This is a genomic window from Clostridium sp. J1101437_171009_A5, assembly GCF_015547905.1.
Taxonomy (GTDB): domain Bacteria; phylum Bacillota; class Clostridia; order Oscillospirales; family Oscillospiraceae; genus Pseudoflavonifractor_A; species Pseudoflavonifractor_A gallinarum.
Window position 1 is genome coordinate 1 of record NZ_JADMVY010000015.1, and the last position, 23343, is coordinate 23343.

The 23343-nt window shown below is 54.6% G+C and carries 24 protein-coding genes; 9 read left to right on the top strand and 15 right to left on the bottom strand.

Annotated elements, in window-relative coordinates:
* Positions 1-104: 104 nt before the first annotated feature.
* From I2C21_RS15550 to I2C21_RS15570, 5 genes are read right to left on the bottom strand one after another with little or no spacing between them, the layout of a single operon-like run.
* Positions 105-515, bottom strand: coding sequence for a winged helix-turn-helix domain-containing protein (locus tag I2C21_RS15550; protein WP_207730644.1), 411 nt, complete (start codon positions 513-515; stop codon positions 105-107).
* A gap of 2 nt (positions 516-517) precedes the next feature.
* The gene (locus I2C21_RS15555; RefSeq protein ID WP_195279696.1) at positions 518-913 is read right to left on the bottom strand and encodes a metal-dependent transcriptional regulator; all 396 of its coding nucleotides are present in this window, start codon (positions 911-913) and stop codon (positions 518-520) included.
* 45 nt (positions 914-958) lie between these two features.
* Positions 959-2356: an ABC transporter ATP-binding protein gene (locus I2C21_RS15560; protein WP_195279697.1), complete on the bottom strand. Its 1398-nt coding sequence runs from the start codon at positions 2354-2356 to the stop codon at positions 959-961.
* On the bottom strand, positions 2353-3042 hold the full coding sequence (locus I2C21_RS15565; protein WP_195279698.1) for an energy-coupling factor transporter transmembrane component T: 690 nt from the start codon (positions 3040-3042) through the stop codon (positions 2353-2355). Before I2C21_RS15565 ends, I2C21_RS15560 begins: the two co-directional genes overlap by 4 nt.
* The gene (locus I2C21_RS15570) at positions 3039-3641 is read right to left on the bottom strand and encodes an MptD family putative ECF transporter S component (protein WP_144232783.1); all 603 of its coding nucleotides are present in this window, start codon (positions 3639-3641) and stop codon (positions 3039-3041) included. The genes I2C21_RS15565 and I2C21_RS15570 overlap by 4 nt, the downstream gene beginning before the upstream one ends.
* A gap of 188 nt (positions 3642-3829) precedes the next feature.
* Here I2C21_RS15570 and I2C21_RS17690 point away from each other — a divergent pair, with 188 nt between their 5' ends.
* From I2C21_RS17690 to I2C21_RS15595, 6 genes are all read left to right on the top strand, one after another.
* A complete protein-coding gene (locus I2C21_RS17690; RefSeq protein WP_286167325.1) occupies positions 3830-4126 on the top strand; it encodes a hypothetical protein in 297 nt (98 codons plus the stop codon).
* A complete protein-coding gene (locus I2C21_RS15575) occupies positions 4117-4803 on the top strand; it encodes an AraC family transcriptional regulator (RefSeq protein WP_286167326.1) in 687 nt (228 codons plus the stop codon). Before I2C21_RS17690 ends, I2C21_RS15575 begins: the two co-directional genes overlap by 10 nt.
* 209 nt (positions 4804-5012) lie before the next feature.
* Entirely contained in the window at positions 5013-5246 is a 234-nt protein-coding gene (locus tag I2C21_RS15580; protein WP_087414899.1) for an AbrB/MazE/SpoVT family DNA-binding domain-containing protein, read from the top strand.
* On the top strand, positions 5233-5841 hold the full coding sequence (locus I2C21_RS15585) for an L-2-amino-thiazoline-4-carboxylic acid hydrolase (protein WP_087294359.1): 609 nt from the start codon (positions 5233-5235) through the stop codon (positions 5839-5841). The genes I2C21_RS15580 and I2C21_RS15585 overlap by 14 nt, the downstream gene beginning before the upstream one ends.
* 19 nt (positions 5842-5860) lie before the next feature.
* The gene (locus tag I2C21_RS15590; protein WP_195279699.1) at positions 5861-6481 is read left to right on the top strand and encodes a DUF998 domain-containing protein; all 621 of its coding nucleotides are present in this window, start codon (positions 5861-5863) and stop codon (positions 6479-6481) included.
* Positions 6482-6497: 16 nt separating this feature from the next.
* Entirely contained in the window at positions 6498-6965 is a 468-nt protein-coding gene (locus tag I2C21_RS15595; protein WP_058964288.1) for a hypothetical protein, read from the top strand.
* A 174-nt stretch (positions 6966-7139) separates the two neighbouring features.
* On the opposite strand, the gene I2C21_RS15600 is transcribed toward I2C21_RS15595, so the two are convergent.
* Both I2C21_RS15600 and I2C21_RS15605 read right to left on the bottom strand, forming a co-directional pair.
* Positions 7140-8849 (bottom strand): ABC transporter ATP-binding protein, encoded by a 1710-nt coding sequence (locus I2C21_RS15600; protein ID WP_195279700.1) that lies wholly within the window; start codon positions 8847-8849, stop codon positions 7140-7142.
* Positions 8842-10605 (bottom strand): ABC transporter ATP-binding protein, encoded by a 1764-nt coding sequence (locus I2C21_RS15605; protein ID WP_195279701.1) that lies wholly within the window; start codon positions 10603-10605, stop codon positions 8842-8844. Before I2C21_RS15605 ends, I2C21_RS15600 begins: the two co-directional genes overlap by 8 nt.
* 169 nt (positions 10606-10774) lie before the next feature.
* Between I2C21_RS15605 and I2C21_RS15610 the strand changes: the two genes are divergently transcribed.
* Entirely contained in the window at positions 10775-11782 is a 1008-nt protein-coding gene (locus I2C21_RS15610) for an AraC family transcriptional regulator (RefSeq protein ID WP_195279702.1), read from the top strand.
* Complete coding sequence (locus tag I2C21_RS15615) at positions 11779-12531, top strand: alpha/beta fold hydrolase (protein WP_087294367.1); 753 nt, start codon at positions 11779-11781, stop codon at positions 12529-12531. The genes I2C21_RS15610 and I2C21_RS15615 overlap by 4 nt, the downstream gene beginning before the upstream one ends.
* A gap of 53 nt (positions 12532-12584) precedes the next feature.
* Here I2C21_RS15615 and I2C21_RS15620 read toward each other — a convergent pair whose 3' ends face one another.
* From I2C21_RS15620 to I2C21_RS15630, 3 genes are read right to left on the bottom strand one after another with little or no spacing between them, the layout of a single operon-like run.
* Complete coding sequence (locus I2C21_RS15620) at positions 12585-14105, bottom strand: ABC transporter ATP-binding protein (RefSeq protein ID WP_195279703.1); 1521 nt, start codon at positions 14103-14105, stop codon at positions 12585-12587.
* The gene (locus I2C21_RS15625; protein WP_195279704.1) at positions 14102-14827 is read right to left on the bottom strand and encodes an energy-coupling factor transporter transmembrane component T; all 726 of its coding nucleotides are present in this window, start codon (positions 14825-14827) and stop codon (positions 14102-14104) included. The genes I2C21_RS15620 and I2C21_RS15625 overlap by 4 nt, the downstream gene beginning before the upstream one ends.
* The gene (locus I2C21_RS15630; RefSeq protein WP_087414906.1) at positions 14824-15435 is read right to left on the bottom strand and encodes an MptD family putative ECF transporter S component; all 612 of its coding nucleotides are present in this window, start codon (positions 15433-15435) and stop codon (positions 14824-14826) included. The genes I2C21_RS15625 and I2C21_RS15630 overlap by 4 nt, the downstream gene beginning before the upstream one ends.
* Before the next feature lie 189 nt (positions 15436-15624).
* On the opposite strand from I2C21_RS15630, the gene I2C21_RS15635 reads away from it, so the two are divergent.
* A complete protein-coding gene (locus I2C21_RS15635) occupies positions 15625-16590 on the top strand; it encodes an AraC family transcriptional regulator (protein ID WP_087414907.1) in 966 nt (321 codons plus the stop codon).
* A 75-nt stretch (positions 16591-16665) separates the two neighbouring features.
* On the opposite strand, the gene I2C21_RS15640 is transcribed toward I2C21_RS15635, so the two are convergent.
* The 5 genes from I2C21_RS15640 to I2C21_RS15660 all read right to left on the bottom strand — a co-directional run bounded on the left by I2C21_RS15640 (position 16666) and on the right by I2C21_RS15660 (position 23342).
* The gene (locus I2C21_RS15640) at positions 16666-18411 is read right to left on the bottom strand and encodes an ABC transporter ATP-binding protein (RefSeq protein WP_195279705.1); all 1746 of its coding nucleotides are present in this window, start codon (positions 18409-18411) and stop codon (positions 16666-16668) included.
* Between the two features lie 2 nt (positions 18412-18413).
* On the bottom strand, positions 18414-20171 hold the full coding sequence (locus I2C21_RS15645; RefSeq protein ID WP_195279706.1) for an ABC transporter ATP-binding protein: 1758 nt from the start codon (positions 20169-20171) through the stop codon (positions 18414-18416).
* Positions 20172-20271: 100 nt separating this feature from the next.
* Positions 20272-21252: a helix-turn-helix domain-containing protein gene (locus tag I2C21_RS15650; protein WP_195279707.1), complete on the bottom strand. Its 981-nt coding sequence runs from the start codon at positions 21250-21252 to the stop codon at positions 20272-20274.
* 18 nt (positions 21253-21270) lie between these two features.
* Positions 21271-22653 carry an ABC transporter ATP-binding protein gene (locus I2C21_RS15655; protein ID WP_195279708.1) on the bottom strand — a complete coding sequence of 461 codons (1383 nt, stop codon included), beginning with the start codon at positions 22651-22653 and terminating at the stop codon, positions 21271-21273.
* Positions 22647-23342 (bottom strand): energy-coupling factor transporter transmembrane component T, encoded by a 696-nt coding sequence (locus I2C21_RS15660; protein ID WP_195279709.1) that lies wholly within the window; start codon positions 23340-23342, stop codon positions 22647-22649. Before I2C21_RS15660 ends, I2C21_RS15655 begins: the two co-directional genes overlap by 7 nt.
* Position 23343 lies beyond the last annotated feature (1 nt).

Genomic DNA, 23343 nt, shown 5'->3' on the forward strand with positions numbered 1-23343 from the left:
TTTTCACCAGTAACGGTGGTTATTTTGTATCTGTTACTGTCAAAAAATTGTCCTTGACATTGGAACCAGTTTAGACATCCATGCGAAAGAAAATAGTGGTGGAATTACGGTTCATCGACATCCAGACAGTATCCGACTTCCCGCACGGAGCGAATGTAGAACGGGGCATCTGGATTAGCCCGATACAGCTTCTCGCGCAGGTTGCAGATATGAAATCCTATCGTATTGTTTTCGTTTCCTGTAGTGAAATCGCCCCAGACCTGTTCGTAAATCTGTGCGTAGGTCAGCACACGGCCTTTGTTGGCGGCCAGCAGCAGGAGAATCCGATATTCTTTTGCGGTAAGCTGAATCTCCTGTCGATCCCGAAAAACCTTTCGTCTGCTTGGAAAGATCTCAAGACCAGGGAGCGATACCATCGGCTCCTCGTCGACCTCGATTTTTTCTATCTCAGGGTGGTTTTTGAGGATAGACAGAATCTGCTCCAAAACTTCCGTATCTCTTTCGTGCAGATCCAAAATTATGACTCGTCCGATGATATCACCGCTTTTCCACTCAGTTTACGAGTTGCTTTCAGTCGCTCAAAGGTTTCCTTGCTGACTACATGCTCAATCCGGCAGGCATCCCGTTCGGCAGTAACAGGATCGACACCAGCTGCCACAAGTATCTCTGTAAAAAAGAGATGCTTTTCGTAGGTATCCTCGGCAACCTCACGGCCGAGATCAGTCAGGTGCAGGAAGTGATCTCCATCCATGAGTAGGAAGCCGCCCTTTTTTAGTGTAGCCACCGCATGGCACACACTGGGTTTGGACACCTTCAAGTGTCGGGCCACATCCGCAGACCTCACCATGCCCTTTTTCTTTTTGAGGACAAGGATGGCCTCCAGATAATCTTCACCCGATTTGCGCAAAGGCATAGACAGTCCCCCTTCCGTTATGTAGGCGGCTATTTCCTGGACACTTCATGGCTGCTTGTCATTTGGCAGCCAATCCGCCGTCCAAGCCCCACTCTCCCGCAGGAATTCTCCGTCATGGGTGATAACCACCACACATAGCCCCTGCTCCGCTAACTCCCGGAGGCGTCGGCTCACCTCCAGCATGTGGCCATAGTCAAGTCCGCTGGTAGGCTCATCAAAGATCAGCAGCTCCTTTCCGCTGAGATAGCCATCTGCAACGGTCAGCCTCTGCTTCTGCCCGCCGGATAGAGCCATGGGGTGAGTATCCGCATACTGAGCCAGATCCATTCGGCCCAAGGTTGTCAAAGCCTCCTGCTCTGTGGCCGTATTTCCCAGCCGGATCTCTGCCAGCACGCTGTCTCCAAAAAGCTGGAGGTTCACATCCTGCATGATTAGGAACGCCTTCCGCCTTCTTTCCGTTCGGCGCAGAGGCTTTCCATCCCAAAAAATTGTACCGCTTTGTTCCTTCATCAAACCGCACAGACACCGGGCCAGGGTGGTCTTGCCTGCCCCGTTTTGGCCGGTAATGGCGGTAATTTGTCCCCTGGGCGCACGGAAGGATACGCCCTCCCATACAGCCGCACCGTTATAGGTCGCCCGCAACTCCCGAACCATCAAACCGTCTGCTCCCGTCGTTGGGCTTGGCTCAGGCGAGGACACCGGTACCTCCGCAATGCTCCGCAGTCCCATGGAGCGGCGTTCCTTCTCGGTCAGAGTGAGGAAATTCTGCCCGGAATATTCCCGTTGCAGCTGCCCACCCCGCAGATAGAGCACCCGATCAGCAAGATCCGCAGCGTACCAAAGGCGGTGCTCTGCCATCAGCACGGTCTTCCCGGCCTTTTTCAGCTGTTTCAGGATCTCCCGGAGCTGGCGGATACCCTCCCCATCCAGATTGGAGGAAGGCTCGTCCAGTACAAACAGCTCCGGCCCCATGGCCCAGGCGCTGGCGCAGGCAATGCGCTGTTTCTCTCCACCGGACAGCGCAAAAATGCTCCGCTCCAGCAGTGGCCCCACTCCGCAGGCTTGGACGGCGGATTCCAGAGCCTGTGCCATTTCATCGTGGGACGCTCCACGACTCTCCAGCCCAAAAAGTACCTCGCTGGTGGTGTCCAGATTGAAGAACTGGGACTTGGGGTTCTGAAACACCGAGCCCACCGTCCGCGCCAATTCCCACAGCGGGGTCTGTGCCACATCCTGGCCACCGACCATAACAGTTCCCGCCAGCGTCCCACCTCCAGTATGCTGGAGCAGACCATTGACGAGCTTGATGATCGTGGTCTTGCCGCAGCCGCTCTCACCGGTGAGCAGGATAAGTTCCCCCGGTTTCACAGAAAAGGTGCAGTCCCGAAGGCTTGGCGTCTCCTTGCCCTCATAAGCATAGGTCACATGGTCAAAGATAATCATGGCAGCACCCCCTTGCAGCAGATCCCGCCCACACAGAGAGCCAGAAACAGCAGTGTGACCACCACATCCTGAATGTGAAATCCGATAGGCCGCCAGGAGGACATCTTCCCTGGGGACTCGATGCCCCGAGCGGTGGCGGACTCGCTGAGTTCTTCTGCTGTCTGGGCTGCCCCCATAAGCATTGGTACATAAATGCACTCCAGTTTCTCCTCAAAACCACGGATATTCCGAAGGGCCATGGCATCCCGGATATGACGCAAATCTTGCCGAAGTGAAGGCAGAAAGCGCAGCGTCACCGCAAGGGTAATAGAAAAACTCCGGGGAGCGCCCATCCCCTCCAAAGCAGCCATGAACTGGCTGACGCTGGTGGTGGCAATCAGATAGGCGCCGCCGGCAATGCAGGGGAACACCAGAATGAAGTAGGTTACCGTAGCAAAGACCGTAGCCAAAGAACCGGGCAGCAACGGCAACAGCCAGTACTGTATCGCCAGGATAGCCAGATATGTCGCCAGCAGCCCTGCCAGCATGGTTCCTTTCCGCTCTACCAGAAAGAGAATCAAATAGGCTATCATAACACTGAGCTGGAAAACCGCAGGGCTCCAAGTGAACACCACCACATTGGCCAACAGCCCGATCAGAATCTTGGTTCGAGGATCAAGAAAAGAAGGGCGAATATTCTTCCTCATTGGGCCAGCCCGGCCTTGACAAAATGCTTACGCATGAGCTTCATACCCAGCAAGGAGCCCAGAACAGAGCCTACCAGAATGCTCAGTACAATGACCCCGAACACCGGCCAGGTCAGCAGGCCCTCCATGGTGGCCATATAGCCAGCGTCCATCATCTGGGCGGCATACTCCAAATAGCTTTCTTTGGTAAACCAGAGGGGCAGAAAGTCCCCGATAAAGCCCAGATTGAAGCAGAAGAAGCCCAGCATCAGCCAGCCTTTCTGCCGAAACTGTCCAGCCCGCAGGCACAGCTCACACAGAATTCCTCCCACCAGTCCCGTGATGGGGAACATCCAGGTAGCGGCCACCAGCACCACGCCGGTAATCAGGCTGGTGAGCAGGAAGGGGCCGTTTTTCTGCACCTTGGCTACCATCAGCATGAACACTGGCCCGATCAGAATGGCATCAATAAAGTGGGTAGCAAACCATACATAGGGGCTGACACCGCCCACCAGCATAAAAAGGAAGCGAATGGCAATGCACACCGCCCCCAGTGCGCCGGCGGTGATGGCATCTTTGGCAGTCAGTTTGCGTTTTCCCTGTTCCAATGATTGAGACATATTGAAATCCCTCCTGTCTATAATCGTTAGCCTTGGCTAACTAAAAAACAGAATAGCATAGCTGACTGCCTGCCGGCAACTCCATACAGGCATTTTAGCTCCAAATAGCTTGCAATTTTTGAGCAATCATTGACGACTCCTCTCCAGTCAGTTACAATCAAACCAAATCAACAACGGAGGCACTGCCCATGTCCAATATGTCGCAACTTTTTGATGCCAGCCGTTTCCCAAGCAATGTGAAGGTTCGAGCCAACGGCAAGGCTACGGTGATGACCCTCTATGGTTCAGAGAACGGAAGCCTGCGACTGTTTTCTTTGTGGGAAGGCGCAATTCTTTCCTTCAACCGGATCTATACTCAGGTCTGGCCCTTGGCACAGAATGAAGCGGCCAACATTCTGCTGCTGAACTTCTGCCGGAAGGGGCGCTGTGAAGTGGCCTGGAGGATGGACAGTTTGCCTTCCTCTCTCAAGGACACATGGCCGTAGGAACCCAGCAGGCTCAGGAGGAGTATCGCTACCCCAGCGGTCTCTATGAGGGTGTCGAGTTGTTTTTGGATCTGGATATGTTGGCCCATCGTCCTTATCCACTGTTTCAGGAGGGGGAAGTAAGCCCAGAGGGGATCATGGAGCACCTGCATACCTCCCGCCGACTCTATTTGGGACCCACGCCTGCCTGTGTACAGACATTGCTGGATGACCTGTGGCAGCTTCGAGATTCGGAGGAAGTGGGACTGCTGAAACTTCTCTCCGCCCAGCTGCTTTGGAAGGTAGAACGCCAGCCTCTTGAAACCAGTCCCACAGTCCGCTATTTTACCAGCTCCCAAGTGTCCATCGCCAGAGAGACACGGAACATCCTGTGCGCAGACCTGAGCCAGAACCACACGGCGCGGGAGTTGGCGGATCGGTTCCAGGTGGCCGAAACCAGTCTCAAGAATTACTTCCGCGGTGTGTTTGGAGAAAACCTCTCCACATTTTTGCGGGAGGCGAGGATGCACCGGGCAGCAGAATTGCTGCAGAGCAGTGAATTACGAGTGGCGGAGATCGCAGCACAGGTAGGCTACGAAAATCAGAGCAAATTTGCCGCAGTTTTTGTTCGGCACTTCAGCTGCCCGCCGCTGGAGTATCGCCGCAGGGCACACCTTTCGATTGCTGATGACAATTAACATCCATATACTTTGCCCTTTCTGAGATACCCACAGTTCTAAAACATAAGGAACTGCGGGTATCTCTTATTTTGAAAACGGAAGGCTTGAGTTCCTGTTCCCAAAATCCAGTCACCGCACACTTCCGCCCCTTGACATTTTTCCTTGATAACGCTAAAATACATACAAGTATGTATTTCATATTTGTATGTATCATGGGAGGTATACGCATGGAAACCACAAAGGGACACTATATTTTCGGAACGGTGAAGGTTGGGGAGCGTGGGCAGATCATTATCCCCAAGGAGGCTCGACAGGTCTTTGATATTAAAGCCGGAGACACTTTGATTGTGTTGGGCGACGAGAAATGGGGCATTGCCGTCACAAAGGCAGATGTGCTGGAGAAGCACGCTTATGATGTATTCAAAAAAATCTCGGAGGGACAGATGGATGCAGACCAGTAACACAGCTCTTTTCTTTTTGGAAGACGATTGCATCCGTGCCTTTGGTCAGGAAACAGGCTGTACCTTACTTCAACAGGCGGAGGAACTTTACCAGGATTTGTGCCAGCACGGGAATGACCGGGGCAATCATGTGATCGAGGAGCATCTTCAGAGCAGGCTGTTTCCTTTGATGTCATATTACAAAGCGCTTTTGAAACATGGTATTCAAGAAGATCAGGCATTGTTGTTGGTACGAGAAACAGCACACAAAGCTGCCATAGATAAAAAAGCCGAAATGCAAAAATTAGGTTCGCTTCCTTTTGCTTATCTCATTTTCCGGATGGGCGTCAAACGACACATGAAAAACCACTTTCCTCCAGAGGGATGGCAAACAGAGTGGGTGCGCTGTGACTGCCAAGAGATCCATTTCAATTTGCACCGCTGCCTCTACTGGGATGTTACGAAACAATTCGGGTGCCCGGAGCTGTGCTGTGTATTCTGCGAAAGTGATGACATCTCCTTCTCCGGACTGGCTCCCAAAATAAACTTCCTGCGCAACGGAACGCTGGGCAGCGGAGCGGACTGCTGTGACTTCCATTTCATCAAGGCGCAATGAGGAATTGGGAAAACTACCTATGAAACATACCTTTTACTCCCTTCTGCCCCTGTTTTTGCTGCTGGACCTGGTCATTCCTTTTCTGCTGGCGACCACCTGTCCGGGCTACCGCCACACCCGGCAGGTCATGAGTGTACTGGGAAACCGAAGCGCCCCCTTCCACACAGTCTATACTCTATGGCTGCTCCTCCTGGGGACAGCCATCCTGCTGGCCTCCACCCAGCTGTGTCCTCTCCTTCGGAGTCGGTCCGGCGGTCTCAGTCTGGCTCTGGCGGCAATCTTGATCATCTACGCTCTGGGCGACTGCATTTTGTCAGGATTGTTTCCTGTGTCAGAAACCAAGGCGATGGAGACCTTGTCCGCAAAGATTCACGGTTTCGGGTCGGTGTTTGGTTTTCTGGCGCTGACCTTCGCTCCGCTGGTCGTTGCACTGTTTTATTTCAAGGGCAGGCAGACCGGCCTTGCCCTGTGTGCGCTGGCGTGCTTTCTCCTGGCGTTGGTATTCTTCGTGCTGTTCGTCATGGCGGACAAGCCCCGGTTTGCCCACACCGTGATCGCATGGGAGGGGCTGTGGCAGCGGCTGACCCTGCTGTTTATGTATCTTCCCCTGGCGCTGCTCTGTGTCAGAGGCGCACAATAAGAAAGGAGCGATTCCAATGCCGCAGATGAACAAAGGCGGAAAGTTTGTTTTTGGGAAATCCAACATTCAAGAATCCGGCAAAGTTCAGTTTCCCATCCAGGCTATGGCGGAATACCAGATCACCGCCGAAGGCAAGGTCTATCTCTTTACCGGAAGCAAGGTGACCGGTGGATTCTGCGTGACCAGAAAAGGGCTGCTCCTGCCATCCAAGCTGGGCCATATTCTGGCCGCTCTGCCCGAGCTGCGGGACTATACCGCCGAAGAAGGTGCATTTCTTCCTTATAAGGGCCGCTCCTACTGCTGGCTCTCTGTGACAGCAGACGGGCTGATCCGTCTGACGAAGCCAATGATGGATTTTCTTCGCATTACCCCAGGGATGCGGCTCTTATCCATCCGCAGCAGCGACATTGCCTTTACCATGGGCGCCAGAGGGCCGCTTCTGGAAAAGGCGGATCGCTATAATGGCGTGATTCCGGAATTCTGAATTATGACAAAAAGCGGCCGTTGACAGGATATTCTGTCAGCGGCCGCTTCTCTGTCTGCAGCCATGAACATTCTGGCAAGGAAATCAACTGGGTAGCAATTTGCACTCCGGTTGATTTCTTTATTGGGATAGAAGGAGAAAGAATCGTTGGCAGTGCCGGGGAAGCATCTCCACTTAATTGGACAGTCTTTGCTCAGTTGCCCACATAGCGGCATATTTTCCGCCTCTGGCCAGGAGCTCCTCATGAGTGCCGGACTCTGCAATGTTCCCGTCTGCTACCACCAGAATCTGATCCGCATTTCGGACGATAGACAGGGTATGTGCAATCATGATTACTGTCTTCCGCTCTGACAAAAGCCCCAGGATCGCCCGCTTGACCGCCAGCTCGTTTTCAATGTCCAGTGAGGCAGTTGCCTCATCCAGCAGCAGGATGGGGCTGTTTTTCAAAATAGCCCGGGCGATGGACAGACGCTGACGCTCCCCGCCGGAGAGAAAGGCTCCGTTTTCCCCAATAGGGGTGTCATAGCCATGCTCCAGCTTCTGTATAAAGCCGTCACATCCAGCCGCACGGCAGGCGGCCTCCACCTCACGGTCTGTGGCCGAGGGGCGGGCATGGCGGATATTCTCCCGAACGGTATCGTCAAAGAGGAACACCTGCTGATCCACCATGGAGATCTGCTCCAGCACCCGTTCTGCCGCCACGGTCTCAATGGACTGCCCGCCGATGGAGATCTCGCCGCTCTGCGGCTGGTAGTATTTGGCGATCAGATTGAGAATGGTGGATTTTCCGGAACCGGAGTCTCCTACAATGGCGGTGAGCTTTCCTGCCGGCGCCGTAAAGGACAGTTCCTTCAGCACCGGCTCACCCGGCACATAGGAGAAGGAGACCGAGCGGAAGGTGATGTTCTGCTCAGCAGGATGGAAGGGCGCCATGGAACCTCTCTCCTCCGGTTCCGCCATCACCTGGAGGATATTGTTCTTGGAGACCATCAGGTGCTTCCATTCAAAGAGATCGATGGAAATGGCAGTGGTAAGCTTGGTCAGCAGAATGGGCAGCATGGAGACCATGAGATAATCCACATTGCTCAGCGTACCGGCTGCCCAGGGACCGGCTGCCAGCGCCATGATGGCCGGCACACTGCACCAGCTGAGAATGTTATACCCGAAGCCAATAGGGATGCCCTTTGCCTCGTACAGATAACACACCCGGCTGAACCTCCGCATCGCCTCGGTCGTGGCCTGATTCTGGACGCCACCCATATGATAGGCACGGAAGGTCTGGATGCCGTCGATGTACTCCACGATGCTGCTGACCGTCTCGGCGCTGACCTCATGCTTGGCCGCGCCGTATTTGGCCACAACGCGGAAGGAGAGCCACAGATTTGGGATCAATCCCGCTACGACCAAGAAAAGAATCAACCCCGCCGGCAAATACACTTTGCATACAAAGCCTACCAGCATGGCGGCCAGCACCGCGTTTTTGGTGATGTTGCCGCTGGAGTGGGTCAGGATCTTCTCGTAGCTGCCCACATCGCTGGTCATGGTATTCACATACTCTCCCACCTGTCCCTGGGTGAAGCGGGAAAGAGGGATCTGTTTGAGTTTGTCACCCAGCCGAAGCCGCAGTCCTTTGGAAACAGCAGCTCCGCCCAGCTGAACCTGCGTGTAACCGGCGGCGTAAATGACCAGTCGAATCAGGAAGATGCCCGCAAGAAACGCAGTCAGCAGCCCGAGCCGCTGTGCGCTCAGGCTGCCCTCAGACAGCCCGGACAGAACCATATAAATGGACAAGTAGCTGCACCCGGACAGCAGCCCTTCCACTACCGTGAGGATCACACCGGAATAGAAGGCCCGATTTTTACGGAACACATTTGCCTCACGCATGCTGCACACCCCCTTCCACGGAATAGGCAATGGCACGGGCAGCCCGATAATCCGCCCAAGCCCTGCGATAGTATTCATTTTTCTCCAGCACCTCTTCATGGGTACCACAGCAGGTAATGGTGTTGTTCTCCACCACTGCCACCTTGTCGCACAACTTGATGGCGCCCAGCCGGTGGGCCACGATCACGACTGTCTTGCCCCGGCACAGGTTTTCAATGGCCCGGTCGATCTCCACCTGGTTTTCCGGATCAGCCGCTGAGGTGGCTTCATCCAGGATCAGAATGGGAGCGTTTTTCAAAATTGCTCGGGCAATGGCAATGCGCTGCCGCTCCCCACCGGAGAAACGGGAGCCGAAAGTACCCACCTTGGTTTCATAGCCCTGGGGCAGCGATTGGATGAAATCATCGATCTGCGCCAGTCTGGCAGCCTCGCGCACCTGCTCCAGTGTTGCTCCCGAGTTCATGCGAATGTTTTCCAGCACGCTTCCCCGGGTCAGAAAGGTCTTCTGGAACACCAGGGAGATATGGTCCAGCAGGTCCTCGTAGTCCAGCTCCCGCACATCTCTGCCGCCGATGCGGACCGTTCCCTGGGTCGCATCGTAAAAGCGGACCATCAGCTGGATCACGGTGCTTTTGCCTGCACCGGACACCCCCACCAGCGCAACCTTTTCCCCCTGCGCCACAGTGAGGGAGCAATCCCTGAGCACATCGGTCTTTCCATCGTAGGAAAAGGAGACATGATCCAGGGTAATGCCGCAGGTCTCCGGAAAGGCCGCGCCACCGGAAAAGGTGGGCAGTTCCAGGATCTCCTCCACCTTTTTCACGCCGGAAAGCGCCTGAGCAAAGGTGGTGGCCAGTTTTTGCAGGGGCAGGATCTCGGTGAGATACATCCCGCCCACATAGGCAAAGAGCAGAAATACGCTGCCGGTAACGCTTCCCCGGAGGAAAAGCAGGCCGCCTACTGGAACCATCAGCACCATCCCGCACTCCACCAGCAGCAGAAAGGCGGCATAGGGCGGAGCCGTCTTGTGTGTGACCAGGTTCCAGATCCGGTTCTCCTCCTCAATGGCATGGGAAAATTTCTGGAAGGAGCGGCTGCCCATGTTATACGCTTTGATCAGCCGCATACCGGAGATGTACTCAATCATCACGGAATTAAAGCCTACCAGGGAGCGGTTGACATCGGACAAGACCCCCTTCATTCTTTGGAAGATGACCGCCATCACAATGCCGGCCAGGGGCAGCGGGATCAGAGAGACCAGGGCCAGAGGGGCATTGACGGAGAGCAGATACAGGAAAATCACAACCGGTCCTGTGAGATAGGCCACAAATTCCGGCAGGTTGTGGGCCAGAAACAGTTCCAACTTCTCGATGTCCTCATTGAGAACGGTCTTGACCGCGCCTGTGCTCCGTTCGTCCAAGGCTCCAAGAGACACTTTGGCAAGATGCTCCGTTACCATGCACCGCACTCGAAACAGCGCCCCATAGGCTCCCTTGTGAGACAGCACGCCCGAAGTACCCAGCAGCACCAGCCTTCCCACGGTGCCCGCCGTGACCAGCAAAGCGCAGTCGGCGATCACTGCTTTGGTACAGGCACCGGAGAGCACCGCATCCATCAGCCGGTAAATGCCGATATACGATGTGATGACCAGAATACCGCTGCCAAAGGCACACAAAACGGACAGGATCAGCCATTTCCGTTCCGGCCCGGCCCACTGCAGCAGCCGCATCACCGGTGATGGCCGTTTTTCTTTCATCGTCTGTTCCTCCTTCCCCCGGCTTGACGAGAGCGCCGGGAAGTGATATTTTAGTTAGCAGATACTAACCAACATCCATCCTACCGGCAAAACAGCGGTATCGCAAGGCTTTGGGCGCGGTTCCGGCTGATTGGGGTGGAGATGTGGCTGATCGAGGTGGTGACAGATTATGGCGGCAAATAAAGACTTAGAGCAACAATATGGCCAGGCGATGGAGGAACACGGGTTTCTTCCAGATCCGGAGAACCGGCGTTACGGCTCCATGGGGCTGTGCTGGCGGCACACCTCCCAGCAGGGCGGCGGTTTTTTCTGGACCTACGGGCAGCAGAATCTCTATACCATCAAGATCCATGATTTCTTTTTCCATGAGGATCAGCTGCTGGAGTTCCATTGGCCGGAGAGTCTCAGTGTCACCTGGTATGAATCCATTTCCGGGGAGGAGTTCTCCCCCTGCCGCCGTCTTGTTCCAGGCTGTGTCAAAAGTTTTATCGGAGGTCGGGAACCATACCGGGCGCTCATCCACAGGCAGATCCCCATCGTTTCCATTGGCGTGGAAATCACCCCGGCTTACTACCGGGATTATCTGCGCCGCCAGTTTCCCCAGGAGTATCAAAGCCTGCTGGAGTCTTTTCAAACGCTGGATCAGACAGAACACTTCCCGGAAATGGTGCAGCTCTTGAAACAGGTGCGCGACTACCGGGGGGAGGGGCTTCCCGCCCGTTTGTTTTATGATGGGAAGGTGGCGGAGGCGGTGGCGCTGGTGGCAGAGCGGCACCTGAAGCGCAAGAACCGCCGTTCTGTCAGTGCGGAGGATATGGTACGGCTGGCCGATGTGGCAGCCTTCATCACGGCCCACTGTGCGGATGAACTGCCGCTGGAACGTCTCAGCCGTATTGGCTGCATGAGTATTTCCAAGCTGAAGGATGCCTTCCATGTCCGGTATGGCTGCACGATTACCCAGTACATTCAGGGGCAGCGCACGGAGCAGGCTGGGCGGCTGCTGCGGGAAACCGACCTGCCGGTGAGCCAGGTGGCGGCCATTGTTGGGTATCAGAATCCCAGCCGTTTCGCGGAGATCTTCCGGCGAAACACCGGACGCTCCCCTGCGGAATACCGCAGAGCATGCTGGAGTTCCTTCACGGAGGTAAACGATATGGAAAGGAAAGATTCTTTATGAAAATACAGTATTTTGGAGATCCATCTAATCCCAAAATCGTTGTTCTGCACCCCATGCTTCTGGACGGGAAAAGTATGCTGCCTCTGCTGGGCGAACTGCGGAACAGTCATTGTGTGATCGCGCCGGATCTGACAGGCCATGGAACAGATACTGGGATCTTTCAAAGCGCCCAACAAGAGGCAGCAACGCTGGCCGGCTGGCTGACAACGCAGGGATGGATTGATCTGAAGTTAGTGTTTGGTGCATCCATCGGTGCCGTGGTGGCGATGCAGTTGATTGCCATGCCCACATTCAAAGTTCACACCGCAGTCTTAGAGGGATGCCCCCTCCATTCCAATGCTGCTTTTCTACGGATGATGGCGACCCGTATGTTTCTGTCAAAACATCGGAAAGCACAGCAACATCCCGGTTTGTCTGCACAGCGGATGACAAAAATCTATGGGGAGACGCTCGGCCTTATCATGGGGCACACCTTTGAACAAATTCGTCCGGAAACTTTGCAAGCCATCGCTGCCGCCTGTTCGGACTGCACCTTTCCCAACTATCCAAAGGAGTTGGAAGCTCACCTGTTTTTTGAGTATGGCAGTGAGGACATCAGCGCCAAGACCGCGCGCAGGGTTGTCTCAAAGCACTATCCGTCTGCTTCCTTTACAATTCGGGAAGGCTATGTTCACTGCCAATATCCCGCCGTTCTGGGAGAGCAGTATTCCAAGGTATTGGAGGAATACCTCGCCAGGGAACTTCACTAATAGAACCCAAGAGGCCGCATGGGGAACATTCCACCATGCGGCTTTTTCAATCGTCAGCAATCGGCAGAACAGATTCGGCTTTTCCGGTGTTCTATCCGTCCCGGCCTGCTTTCTGAAATGGAGAACAATTCTCTCAATGTAGGGAGAGCGTCCATGGTAACAGGCACATCGTCGGGCATTTCTCCTTCATCAAAGTGGAGGATGCGGGAACAGGTACGACTGACAAATTCAAAATCATGAGTGACAATAAAAATGACTTTTCCCATATCAGACAGCCGCCGGATCAGACCCGCAACCTGTGTCATGCTATCAAAATCCAGCCCGCTGGTCGGCTCGTCAAACACCAGCAGGTCTTTCCCACAAATCATGCTGACCGCTACCGCCACCCGCTGCTTTTGACCTCCGGACAGGGTATTGGGGTGGCGGTCTCTGAATGGGGCCAGGGCCAACTCTTCCAGTGTTGCGTCAACGAGCGTCTGTTTCGGATTGCGGATACCGAATGTACATTCTGACTCCACACTATCCGCAAAAAGCTCGTAGTTCACATCCTGCATGACCATATAGGAATGCCGCAGGCGATCTTTGTGATCCATGGACAGACCGTTCCAAAAGAATTGACCATCACAGGCCTTGTGAAGCCCGCACAAAGCACGGGAAAAGGTCGTTTTTCCGGCCCCATTGTGGCCAACGACGCCAATTACCTCTCCCTTTGCTGCTGTAAGGCTGATGTCGTGCAAAATGGTCCTCTTCTTATAGTGAAGGGCTACATTGTTAAGTTCCAAGATAGGATCTGAAACAGGCGCAAGGGAATGATTCCGTGGTGGGAGAACACGATGCAAATCAATCGCTCGAAGGCCCATTTGTTCCCGGGTATCCTCCGACAGCTGCCGAAATGCTTCCGGCGTAAAGACCTGTGTGATTTTCCCATGTTCCAAATACACAATCCGGTCCACCAGATCCATCAAATAGTACAACCTATGTTCTGCAATCAATATGGTTTTTCCCTGCGATTTGATCAGCTTGAGATGTTCTCCCAATTCTTGAATGGAACGCATATCTAAATTGGAGGACGGTTCATCCAAAAGATATATTTGAGGATTCATCGCATAGACCGAGGCAAATGCTATCTTTTGCTTTTCTCCACCGGATAACTCGAAGATATTGCAATTACGGAGGTTTTCAATGTGCAGTTCTGCCGATGCCCGATCCACGCGTTCTCTCAGCTGGTGAGCTGGGAGTGCTTGATTTTCAATACCAAAAGCGATCTCGCTGTCTGTATCCACATTGAAAAACTGTGTCCTTGGGTTTTGAAACACCGATCCAACCTTTGCGGCAAGCTGATGCATGGGAAGATCACTGACTTCCTGACCATCCACCAGTACGCTGCCCGCCAGCTCTCCTGCGTAAAATTGTGGGATCAAGCCGTTTACAAGCCTCGTGATGGTGGTCTTTCCGCAGCCGCTCCGACCACAGAACAGAACACATTCTCCGTCCTCTACGGTCAGGTTGATGTCATGCAGCCCGTCTCCTTTTTGTCCTTGATAAGTAAATGACACATGCTTTAACTCAATCATCCCAGCACCCCCTTTCCATAAAGCCCGACAACCAACGCGCCTGCAAAGCAAAAGACTGCCGCAATGTCCATCAAACCAATATGGATCTGCACCAGACAAGTTCGAGGCTTTGGGTTTTCAATGCCGCGGGTGATAGAAGCGATGGACAGTTCATCCGCCGCTTTGGATGCTGCCATCATCAACGGAACATAGATACACTCCACCGTTATTCCGGGATGTGTCAGGAGCCCCTTAAGCGAAGGCGAGACGTCCCGCATCCGCATCGCATCCTTGATAAACCGCCAATCCTCCTGAATGGTAGGGATATAACGCAGCATGACCGCCAAGGGGATTACCAGCTTTTGGGGTGCATAGATGCGATTCATCGCCGAGAGAAATTCGCTGACCTTTGTAGTGGAGATGACAATGCCGGACAGCATCCCGCAGGGGTAGACCTTATGGAACAACCCTAAAAAAGCGATAAACATGGTGCGCCAAGTTCCGGTCATGGTATCCATAATCCAGAAGGTGAGCAGAACGATCAGCGCATAGAACAGTACTCCCTTCCAGGCATACTTCCACTTTCCAAAGCAAATGCCGAGCAGCCCGATCAGCACCACAAGACCCAGTTCATAGAATAAGGATGGAGCCATCATGGCAGAAAGGATACACAACAGGAGCAATAATATCTTCGTTCTGGGGTCCAGCCACAGTCCACGCCTGGATAACGCTCCGCCAATCATGCGGTGATCCCAGCCTTTTCAAACTGCTTTTTCAGCAGCTTCCCACCAATCCAACCACTGAACGCAGCAATCGCCAGCGTTCCGATCATGATGACAGCCAACAGCCAGGAAGGCGCAGATGCGCTCATTGTGTCAATATAGGACTGTTCCGTGCCGTTTTCCAGCATTGTACTGGCCCAGCCTTGCGGATCAATAAAAAACACCACATAGGTGTAAACGCCGCCCAGCGACATCAGCATATAGGACAGCAGATTGACCGCCTTGTTGCGGTAATGTCCCGCACCAGCTACCAGATCGGCGATCATTCCCATTCCAATATAGCCTAAAGAAAAAGCCCAGTGCATTCCGGTAACGAACCAGATGATCCCCATAATGATGCCAAGAATGGTGACGCTCCACCGCTTCTGAACCTTGGCGATCATCAGAAGATATACAGGGCCGCACAGCAATGCTGCACCCATCGGCATATAGAATGTCAAAACTGGGTTTGGTGCAAAGAAAATACCGCCAATCATGGTAAACACCAAGAAAATTGCGCTGAAAATGCCGGTTGTCACAAGATCTTTGATAGTGAGACTCTTTTTTGCGGGATTGATTTGGTTGCTCATGTTGATCCTCCTATTTTGCAATGCGTTGACTTTATGGGATAGGTATGCTATCCTTTGGTTAGAGATGGCTAACCGTTATATATAATTACACCATGCACAACCTGCTTTCAATCGTTTGGAGCGAGGTTCGTCCTATCATTTCAAAAATTCGTCTAATCATTGCAAAACAAGGGAGGCGTATCTATTGTAATGACCGGTATCATCGAGCAATACTATGCCCCATTACTGAAAAAGCACGGTTTTGTACCGGAACCAGATAATGATCAGTATGGTCCTCTGGGGCTTTGCTGGAAGCTATCTCCGGAAGTTGGCGAAGGTTCCTATTGGACCTACGGGCAAAGGGATCTGTTCGACATCAAGATACACAACTTCTCTTTCAATAAGGATTTTATGCTGGAATTTGATCTCCCGGAATGTCTCAGTATTACCCGTTACGATTCCATCTCCGGTGAAGAGTTGTCTCCGTATCGCCGGTTGTCAGCCGGATGTATCAAGACCTATGTGGGCGGATACAAGCCATATCAAGTAATCGTCCACAAAAATATACCGGTTCGATCCATAGGCATCGAGATCACCCCCGCATATTATGAAGACTATCTGAAAAAACAGTATCCGGAAGAATATCGGAATCCCATCGAGGCTTTTCGGGAAATCGACCAAACAACAGATTTCCCGGAAATGTACCGGCTTCTATCAGAACTACAGAGCTACCGTGGAACCGGAATTGCAGCTAAACTCTATTATGAGAGCAAGGTAGCCGAGGCGCTCTCTCTGGTGGTTGAATATCAAAAAAAGCGTTCAGTTTCTGATCATAAACTGGTTCCTCAGGATTTGGAACGGATTCAAACCGTCGCGGCCTATTTGAGTGATCATTATGCTGGTGAAGTACCCATAGAACGTCTGGCACAAATCGCCTGCATGGGTACGACAAAACTCAAAAGCAGCTTCAAGAAGGTCTATGGCTGCACGATCACAGAGTATATACAGCAGCGCCGCATGAGTCAGGCAGAATATCTGCTGGCTCATACCGATCTGCAAATTGGTCAGATTGCTCAAACGATAGGATATTCTACATCCAGCCGGTTTGCGGAACTGTTTCGAAGAAGCACCGGCCTGCTCCCGTTGGAGTACAGGAAAATGGCAAATCGGAAATGATACCAATGCAAAAATTCAAAGAATCATCCCAAAATAGTATGTGGAGAGGCAAATCTGCCTCCCCACATACTGTTTTTATATCCGCCAGCCCTCGGCCCGCTGTCGGATCTCGATAAAGTTCCGGTAAGTTCCCTCCTGGCTCATCAGCTCCTGATGGGTACCATGCTGAGCAATGCGCCCATCCTCCACCACTAAAATCCGGTCTGCGTTTTGGATCGTAGCCAGACGGTGAGCGATGGTGATGATGGTCTTCCCCCGCACCAGAGCAGAGAGCGCCGCCTGGATCTCATGCTCATTCTCCGGGTCCACGTTGGCGGTGGCCTCATCGAGAATGATGATGGGGGCATCCTTCAGCAGGCACCGGGCAATGGAAATCCGCTGCTTTTCTCCGCCGGAAAGGTTGGAACCGCCCTCTCCCACTATGGTGTCATACCCTTGGGGCAGCGCCATGATAAAGTCATGGCAACGGGCCGCTTTAGCTGCGGCGATCACATCCTCCTCGGCAGCATCCGGACGGCCAAAACGGATGTTATTGCGGATGGTGTCGTGGAACAGATACACATTCTGAAATACCATAGCAATGTTGCGCAAAAGGCTGTCGCAGGTCATCTTCCGGATGTCATAGCCGCCCACGGTGATGCGTCCCTGATCCACGTCATAAAACCGGGCCAGCAGCGCGCAGAGGGTGCTCTTCCCGCTGCCGGACGGCCCTACAATGGCGGTGGCGCTGTTTTGCGGCAGCTGGAAGGAAACATCGTGGATCACCTCCCGTGTTCCGTAACCGAAGGAGACATGGTCGAAGCAGATGTCGTAATGCTCCAAAGAGATGTCTTTCCCATCCTGATCCGGCAGTTCCGTTCCCTCCAGTTCTTCCAGACGGTCCAGCACCGAGTCCGTGACAGAAAGGATGTGGGCGGCGTCGTTGATGGACTCCACACTGCCGAAGATCGTGAAGGAAAACATGGCAGCCATCAGGAGCACCGGCAGCTCCAAGGTTCCGTTCATAGTCTGCCAGCCGGCGGTGAGCACCAGGCCAACAGCTGCGGCCTTCAGAGAAAACAGGTGCAGGCAGTTCCAAGGCACAAAGCCAAACTCGTTTTTGATACGGATGTCCTTATTGGCCCGGCACGCCTCAAAAAACCGCTGGGAGGACACCCCCTCCTGGCCAAAGGATTTGACCACGGGCAGGCCGTGGATGTACTCAATGGCCGCCCCGGACAATGCCTCTTGGGCCCGATGTCCCACCGGAGCGGTGCGGGCACTCTGCCGCCCGATGCCGCGGAGGGCAAAGGCGGACAGCAGCACGCCCACCACTGCCACCAGCGCCGCCTCCAGGCAGAAGAACGCCATGCACAAAACGATGACCAGTACCTGCAGATAGCCGTTGATGACTGCATCCACCATCTTCATGCTTTGCAGCTCCAGGGTACTCAGTTCCGTAGTCAGAGCAGCCAGAATGTCGCCCAGGTTATTCTTGGAGAAATACCCCAAGGAAACCCGTTTGAGCAGGTCACCAAGTTCCAGTCTCTGCTGCGCCGCCCGCTCTGTTCCGATACTCTCCTGGAGCCGGTTTTTCCAGTAAGCACACACGAAGCGCAAAACGATCAGCAGGATGATCCCGCCCAGGCACAGCCAGGGGAGCCTGGCGTCCAGCGCCGTCCCCTCCTGGGCACTCTCGATGACCAGCCCAAGGGCCCAGGCCGCCAGCATCACCGGCCCGGCGGCGGCCCAGGTGGCAAGAAAAGAACAGAGGCTTCCGAGATACAGCCGTCTGTGGTACCCCTTTGTCCAACGCAGAATCCGATTCATACTCTGAAACATCGTCAAGCCTCCTTTCCAACTGCCCAATTCTGGGCACCCACATGGGCCTGCCATAGCTTTTGATATAGCGGGCATCGGCTGAGCAGCTCCGGCTGTGTGCCTTTGTCCACAATACGGCCTTTCTCCAGCACCACGATCTGGTCGGCGTTCTGAATCGTGCTCAGCCGGTGGGCAATAACCAGCAGCGTTTTCCCCTGGGAGAGCGCCATCAGGGAACGCTGGATCTTGTCCTCATTCTCCGGATCGGTAAAGGCGGTGGCCTCGTCCAGAATGACAATGGGGGCGTCCTTCAGAATCGCGCGGGCGATGGCGATCCGCTGCCGCTCCCCACCGGAGAGCTGCTTGCCCGCTTCACCCGCTGGGGTATCCCATCCATGCTCCAGCCGTCCTAAAAACTCCTCACACTGAGCGGCCCGGGCAGCCGCCCAAACTTCCTCCTCCGTGGCGTCCGGCTTCCCCAATCGAATGTTTTCTTTCAGAGAGCAGTCAAAGAGGAAATTGTCCTGTGTCACGAAACTGACCTGATCCGCCAGCTGCTTCAGTGTGAGATTCCGAATATCCACACCGCCTATGGCAATGCAGCCATCCGTCACATCCCAGAACCGAGCGATAAGCCGGGCTGCCGTAGATTTGCCGCCACCGGAGGGACCCACCAGAGCGGTGAAGGTGCCGGCGGGAAGTTCCAGATCAATGTGACGCAGCACAGTGTTCTCTTCTTTCCCGCTATACGAGAAGGACACATCCCGCAAAGTGATACCGCTGCCGGAGAGGTGGGCGGGCTCGGACGCCTCGGGCAGCTCCTCCAGATCCAGCAGATGCCGAGTGTCCCGGACGGCAAATTCCATGCTCTTCATGGAATTGAGAAAGGCTGCAGCCTGCACCAGCGGGGACACGATACCCAGCACCAGCATCAGGCACAGAGCCAGCCGGGCCGGGTCCAGGACGCCGGTCTGATACAGGGCGATCCCAACCGGCAGGGTAGCCAGCAGCGTGGTAGGCAGGATGGACAGGCACAGGTTCATGGATTTCCAGGTGCAGCGAAACCAATCCAGTGTGAAGTCACGGAAGCTGGTCACCGCCCGGACGAATTTCTCATAGGAGGCGCCGCTCTGGTTGAAGGCCTTTACCACCTCGATGCCCTCCACATACTCGACAATAATGCTGTTGACCTGAGCATTGGCCGACATATAGGCGGCATATTTTTCGTTGTAAGTCCGCAGGCCCGCCGCCATGGGGATCAGCGCGGCCGGAATCGTGGCAAGGGAGGCAAGGCCCATCCGCCAATCCATGGCAAAGAGGGCGATCACCACCACGATGGGCAGCAGCACATTGGAACTCAATTCCGGTATCATGTGGGCCAGCGGCGGCTCAATGTCCTCGATCCGATCCACAATGGTACTCTTGAGGGAACCGATGGGCTTTGACAACACACTCCCCAAGGGAGCGTGCATCAGTTTTTGGGCCACTTGACGGCGCAGGCCCTCCAGAATGGTGTAGGCGGACACATGGGCCAGCATGGTTGAAAAGGCGTAAAAAGCTACCTTGACCGCATATCCCGCAAGACACACTCCAGCCCATCGGAGAAGCTCCATGCCGGAGGCCGACTGATGGATAAACAGGCGAAGGATCTCATAGACCCCCAGATACGGCACAAAGCCCCCTGCTACGCTGATAACAGCACACAAGACAGACAAGACCAGCTTTCCCCGGCAGGGACCGGCAAAAGAGAGCAGGATGGCCAGCCAGCTGCGTTGTTTCACAAAACCACTCCTCTCAAAAAAAATTGGCATGGTGAGATGTCTCTCACCATGCCCTATTGTATCGGTTCTTGCCCATGCTTGCCGCTCCGCCCGGCCGGCATCACTCCGTTTCGTCAGGAAAAGAGAGAACGGGGTTCCCGCCGCCTCGCCGGTATTCCAGCGGAGTTTGTCCCTTCACCGCCCGAAAAGCCGCGGCAAATTTGCTGGAGCTGTCATAGCCCACCGCTCCGGCGATCTCTGTAACGCTGGCCTCCGGTTCTTTCCGAAGCAGCAGAGCCGCCCGATCCATCCGCAGTGCCCGCATATAGGTGTTCACCGGACTGCCATATATGCTTTTGAAGCAGGCCTTCAGAGTGGTTAAAGGGATCTGGTACTGTCTGGACAGAGCCTCCAATGTGATATGCTGATCCAGATGCTCTGCCAGGTAGGAGCGGATAGCCTTGACTGTCTCCACCTGAGAACGGTAAAAATATGGCTTTTCCGTTCCACTTCCCAATTCCAGGGCGTCGAGATACAGCAGCAGCTCCAGGATCTTTACCCGGAAGTAGGGCATTTTGATCCGCTCCGGTACGGCACAAAGCTCCTGAAAAATGTGATCCACCGAGGGTGCTCCGTGAATGACCTGCGGCCGGGCATCCGGGCAGAATTTCCGCTGAATGGCGGCCAGATCCAAAGGATAGTCTCCCGCCAAACGAGCCAGTTCCACGGGTGCCATGGACAGGTCAAAGCACATGGAGATGCCATGATAGTGGGACAACGGGAGAGAAAAGTATCCTTTGTGCTTCAGGCGGCGATCCACTTTCAGGTCACCTGCCTCCACATAGGAGAACGCATCGTTGCCCACAGCGTATTCCATCCGGCCCTCCCGGCAATAGTCGATGCAGAGGAGATCCTGTCGGGTTTCAAAAGAGGAGTCGCAATAGGCCATGTGGAAATCGTTATACAGGATGGTAGCGCCGGGGAACACCTCATAGACGGTCATGGTTCCCTCGCCGCTCTCATTTCGCAGCTGATAAACGCTGCACCCACCACTCTTGGCCAAGAGGCACAGATCCGGTTGGCTGTCCTGTAAAAATGCCACTGCGGCTCAGCTCCTTTCTCAAAGTTCCAGGACTCGATCACAGGCGCACTGGAGAAATTCGCGGTCATGTGTCACCACCAGAACCACCCGGCCCTCGTCCGCCAGTTCCCGTGCGCAGCGAGCCACTTCCTGCATTCTTGCATAGTCCAGACCACTGGTGGGCTCGTCGAATACCAGCAGCGGCTTTTGGGACAGCATGGCGGTAGCCACCGCCAAACGCTGTTTCTGGCCGCCGGAGAGAGACATAGGGTGCTTTTCCCGGAACGCAAGCAAATGGAGCCGCTCCAACACCTCCTGGATGCGCTGGTCAGAGAGTCCTTCCATAGCCAACTGACACTCTCCCCATACGCTGTCGGAAAAGAGCTGATGGTTCACATCCTGCATGACGCAGTAGGCAATCCGCTGCCGCTGCTTCGCACCAAGGATGCGGCCGTTGAGGCGGATCGTTCCGGCACTCTCCCGCGTCAGGCCGCACAAGCAGCGGGAAAGGGTGCTTTTTCCCACGCCATTGTCACCCGTGACGGCCAGCACCTCTCCCGGGCGGGCGGAGAAGGAAAGGTTTTGAAATACCGGCGGCTCCCGCTTGTACCGGCAGCACAGTCCCTCCACAGACAGTCCATTCTGTTCCCCCGCAGCGCGGGAGGGCGGCAGAGTCACCTGAGTAGGCGTGAGTGTGCGAAGGCCCAGAGCGATCCGTTCTGTCTCAGCCAGCCGCCGGAATTCTGCTCCGCTCCAGATCCGCTCCACGATCCCGTCCCGCAGATAGACAGCCCGATCTATGAGATCCGCCAGAAAGTACAACCGATGCTCCGCAATGAGAATGGTGTGTCCCCGACTTTTCAGGTATGCGATTTGATCATGGAGTCTGTCAATGGTATCCAGATCCAAATTGGCCGTAGGCTCATCCAGAATGTAGAGTTCCGGCCTCATGGCATAGACCGAGGCAAAGGCCAGCAGCTGCTTTTCTCCGCCCGACATGGCGAAGATGTTCCGGCCCCTCAGCCGCTTCAGGTGCAGGCGGTCGGTGGTATCATCCAGCCGGCGGAGGATCTCACCCCGGGTCATGCCCTGATTTTCCAGGCCAAAGGCCAGCTCACTGTCGGAATCCATATTGAAAAACTGACTTTTGGGGTTCTGGAAAACAGACCCTACCTGCCGGGCCAGTTGGTAAAGAGGCTGTTCCCGCACCGGCGCGCCGTGGAGCAGGACTTGCCCGGTCAGTATGCAGTCCTCCGTAAATGCCGGGATCAAGCCGTTGACCAACTTAGTGATTGTGGTCTTCCCGCAGCCGGAAGCGCCGCAGAGCAGGACACACTCGCCCGGTCGTATGGTCAGATCCACATGGGTAAGGGTGCCCCCTTCTTTTGTATAGGAAAAGGACACATCTTGCAGTTCTACCATCGAAACACCCCCAATTTGACTGCCAGAAGGGCAACGGTAAGCCCCACACCCACAAGGAACGCGGCGCCGTCCACCGGCGAGACCCGCAGTTCCACCAGACTGGTCTTAGGCGCCGGGTCCTCGATCCCTCGTGTCACTGCCGCTGCGGACAGCTCCTCCGCAGTGCCGGTAGCGGAAATCATCAGGGGAACCATGATCCCCTCCAGCTTTGCCAATCCCCGGATGCCCCGCAATCGCATCGCATCCCGGATATAGCCTGTCTCTTCCCGAATGGCGGGAAAGTACCGCAGCGTCACCGAGACGGCTACGATCAGCCGCTGAGGGAAATGGATCTTCCGCATTCCAGCCACCAAATAAGGCATAGGCGTCCGGCGAAGCATCAGAAAGCCGATCATCAGGCAGGGCATCATCCGGCGGGCATAGTTGGCAAAAATAGAGAAGCTGGTAGCAACCCATCCCGGCGCAGCCGGCAGAATCCAGTATTGCAGGCACAGGATTCCTCCGAAGATCAAGAGGCTTTTCCCCACCATGGCAAAGCAGCGATGGAGCAGCATCAGGAGCAGGAGAAAACCGATCCATATCATTTCCATCCAAAAAGGTTGCTCACTAAAGGCTGCCAGATTGGCGAAGACCAGCAGAGCAAGACCCACCCTGGGGTCGAACACCAAACAGCGCCGTGCCTCCTCCATG

Excerpts from the sequence above, each read along its gene's own strand:
- I2C21_RS15635 (WP_087414907.1), top strand. The coding sequence starts at position 15,625 with ATGACCGGTATCATCGAGCAATACTATGCCCCATTACTGAAAAAGCAC.
- I2C21_RS15630 (WP_087414906.1), bottom strand. The coding sequence starts at position 15,435 with ATGAGCAACCAAATCAATCCCGCAAAAAAGAGTCTCACTATCAAAGAT.
- I2C21_RS15575 (WP_286167326.1), top strand. The coding sequence starts at position 4,117 with ATGGCCGTAGGAACCCAGCAGGCTCAGGAGGAGTATCGCTACCCCAGC.
- I2C21_RS15570 (WP_144232783.1), bottom strand. The coding sequence starts at position 3,641 with ATGTCTCAATCATTGGAACAGGGAAAACGCAAACTGACTGCCAAAGAT.
- I2C21_RS15560 (WP_195279697.1), bottom strand. The coding sequence starts at position 2,356 with ATGATTATCTTTGACCATGTGACCTATGCTTATGAGGGCAAGGAGACG.
- I2C21_RS15605 (WP_195279701.1), bottom strand. The coding sequence starts at position 10,605 with ATGAAAGAAAAACGGCCATCACCGGTGATGCGGCTGCTGCAGTGGGCC.
- I2C21_RS15610 (WP_195279702.1), top strand. The coding sequence starts at position 10,775 with ATGGCGGCAAATAAAGACTTAGAGCAACAATATGGCCAGGCGATGGAG.
- I2C21_RS15660 (WP_195279709.1), bottom strand. The coding sequence starts at position 23,342 with ATGGAGGAGGCACGGCGCTGTTTGGTGTTCGACCCCAGGGTGGGTCTT.
- I2C21_RS15595 (WP_058964288.1), top strand. The coding sequence starts at position 6,498 with ATGCCGCAGATGAACAAAGGCGGAAAGTTTGTTTTTGGGAAATCCAAC.
- I2C21_RS15555 (WP_195279696.1), bottom strand. The coding sequence starts at position 913 with ATGCCTTTGCGCAAATCGGGTGAAGATTATCTGGAGGCCATCCTTGTC.
- I2C21_RS15615 (WP_087294367.1), top strand. The coding sequence starts at position 11,779 with ATGAAAATACAGTATTTTGGAGATCCATCTAATCCCAAAATCGTTGTT.
- I2C21_RS15620 (WP_195279703.1), bottom strand. The coding sequence starts at position 14,105 with ATGATTGAGTTAAAGCATGTGTCATTTACTTATCAAGGACAAAAAGGA.
- I2C21_RS15580 (WP_087414899.1), top strand. The coding sequence starts at position 5,013 with ATGGAAACCACAAAGGGACACTATATTTTCGGAACGGTGAAGGTTGGG.
- I2C21_RS15565 (WP_195279698.1), bottom strand. The coding sequence starts at position 3,042 with ATGAGGAAGAATATTCGCCCTTCTTTTCTTGATCCTCGAACCAAGATT.
- I2C21_RS15590 (WP_195279699.1), top strand. The coding sequence starts at position 5,861 with ATGAAACATACCTTTTACTCCCTTCTGCCCCTGTTTTTGCTGCTGGAC.
- I2C21_RS15585 (WP_087294359.1), top strand. The coding sequence starts at position 5,233 with ATGCAGACCAGTAACACAGCTCTTTTCTTTTTGGAAGACGATTGCATC.
- I2C21_RS17690 (WP_286167325.1), top strand. The coding sequence starts at position 3,830 with ATGTCCAATATGTCGCAACTTTTTGATGCCAGCCGTTTCCCAAGCAAT.
- I2C21_RS15640 (WP_195279705.1), bottom strand. The coding sequence starts at position 18,411 with ATGTTTCAGAGTATGAATCGGATTCTGCGTTGGACAAAGGGGTACCAC.
- I2C21_RS15655 (WP_195279708.1), bottom strand. The coding sequence starts at position 22,653 with ATGGTAGAACTGCAAGATGTGTCCTTTTCCTATACAAAAGAAGGGGGC.
- I2C21_RS15625 (WP_195279704.1), bottom strand. The coding sequence starts at position 14,827 with ATGATTGGCGGAGCGTTATCCAGGCGTGGACTGTGGCTGGACCCCAGA.
- I2C21_RS15600 (WP_195279700.1), bottom strand. The coding sequence starts at position 8,849 with ATGCGTGAGGCAAATGTGTTCCGTAAAAATCGGGCCTTCTATTCCGGT.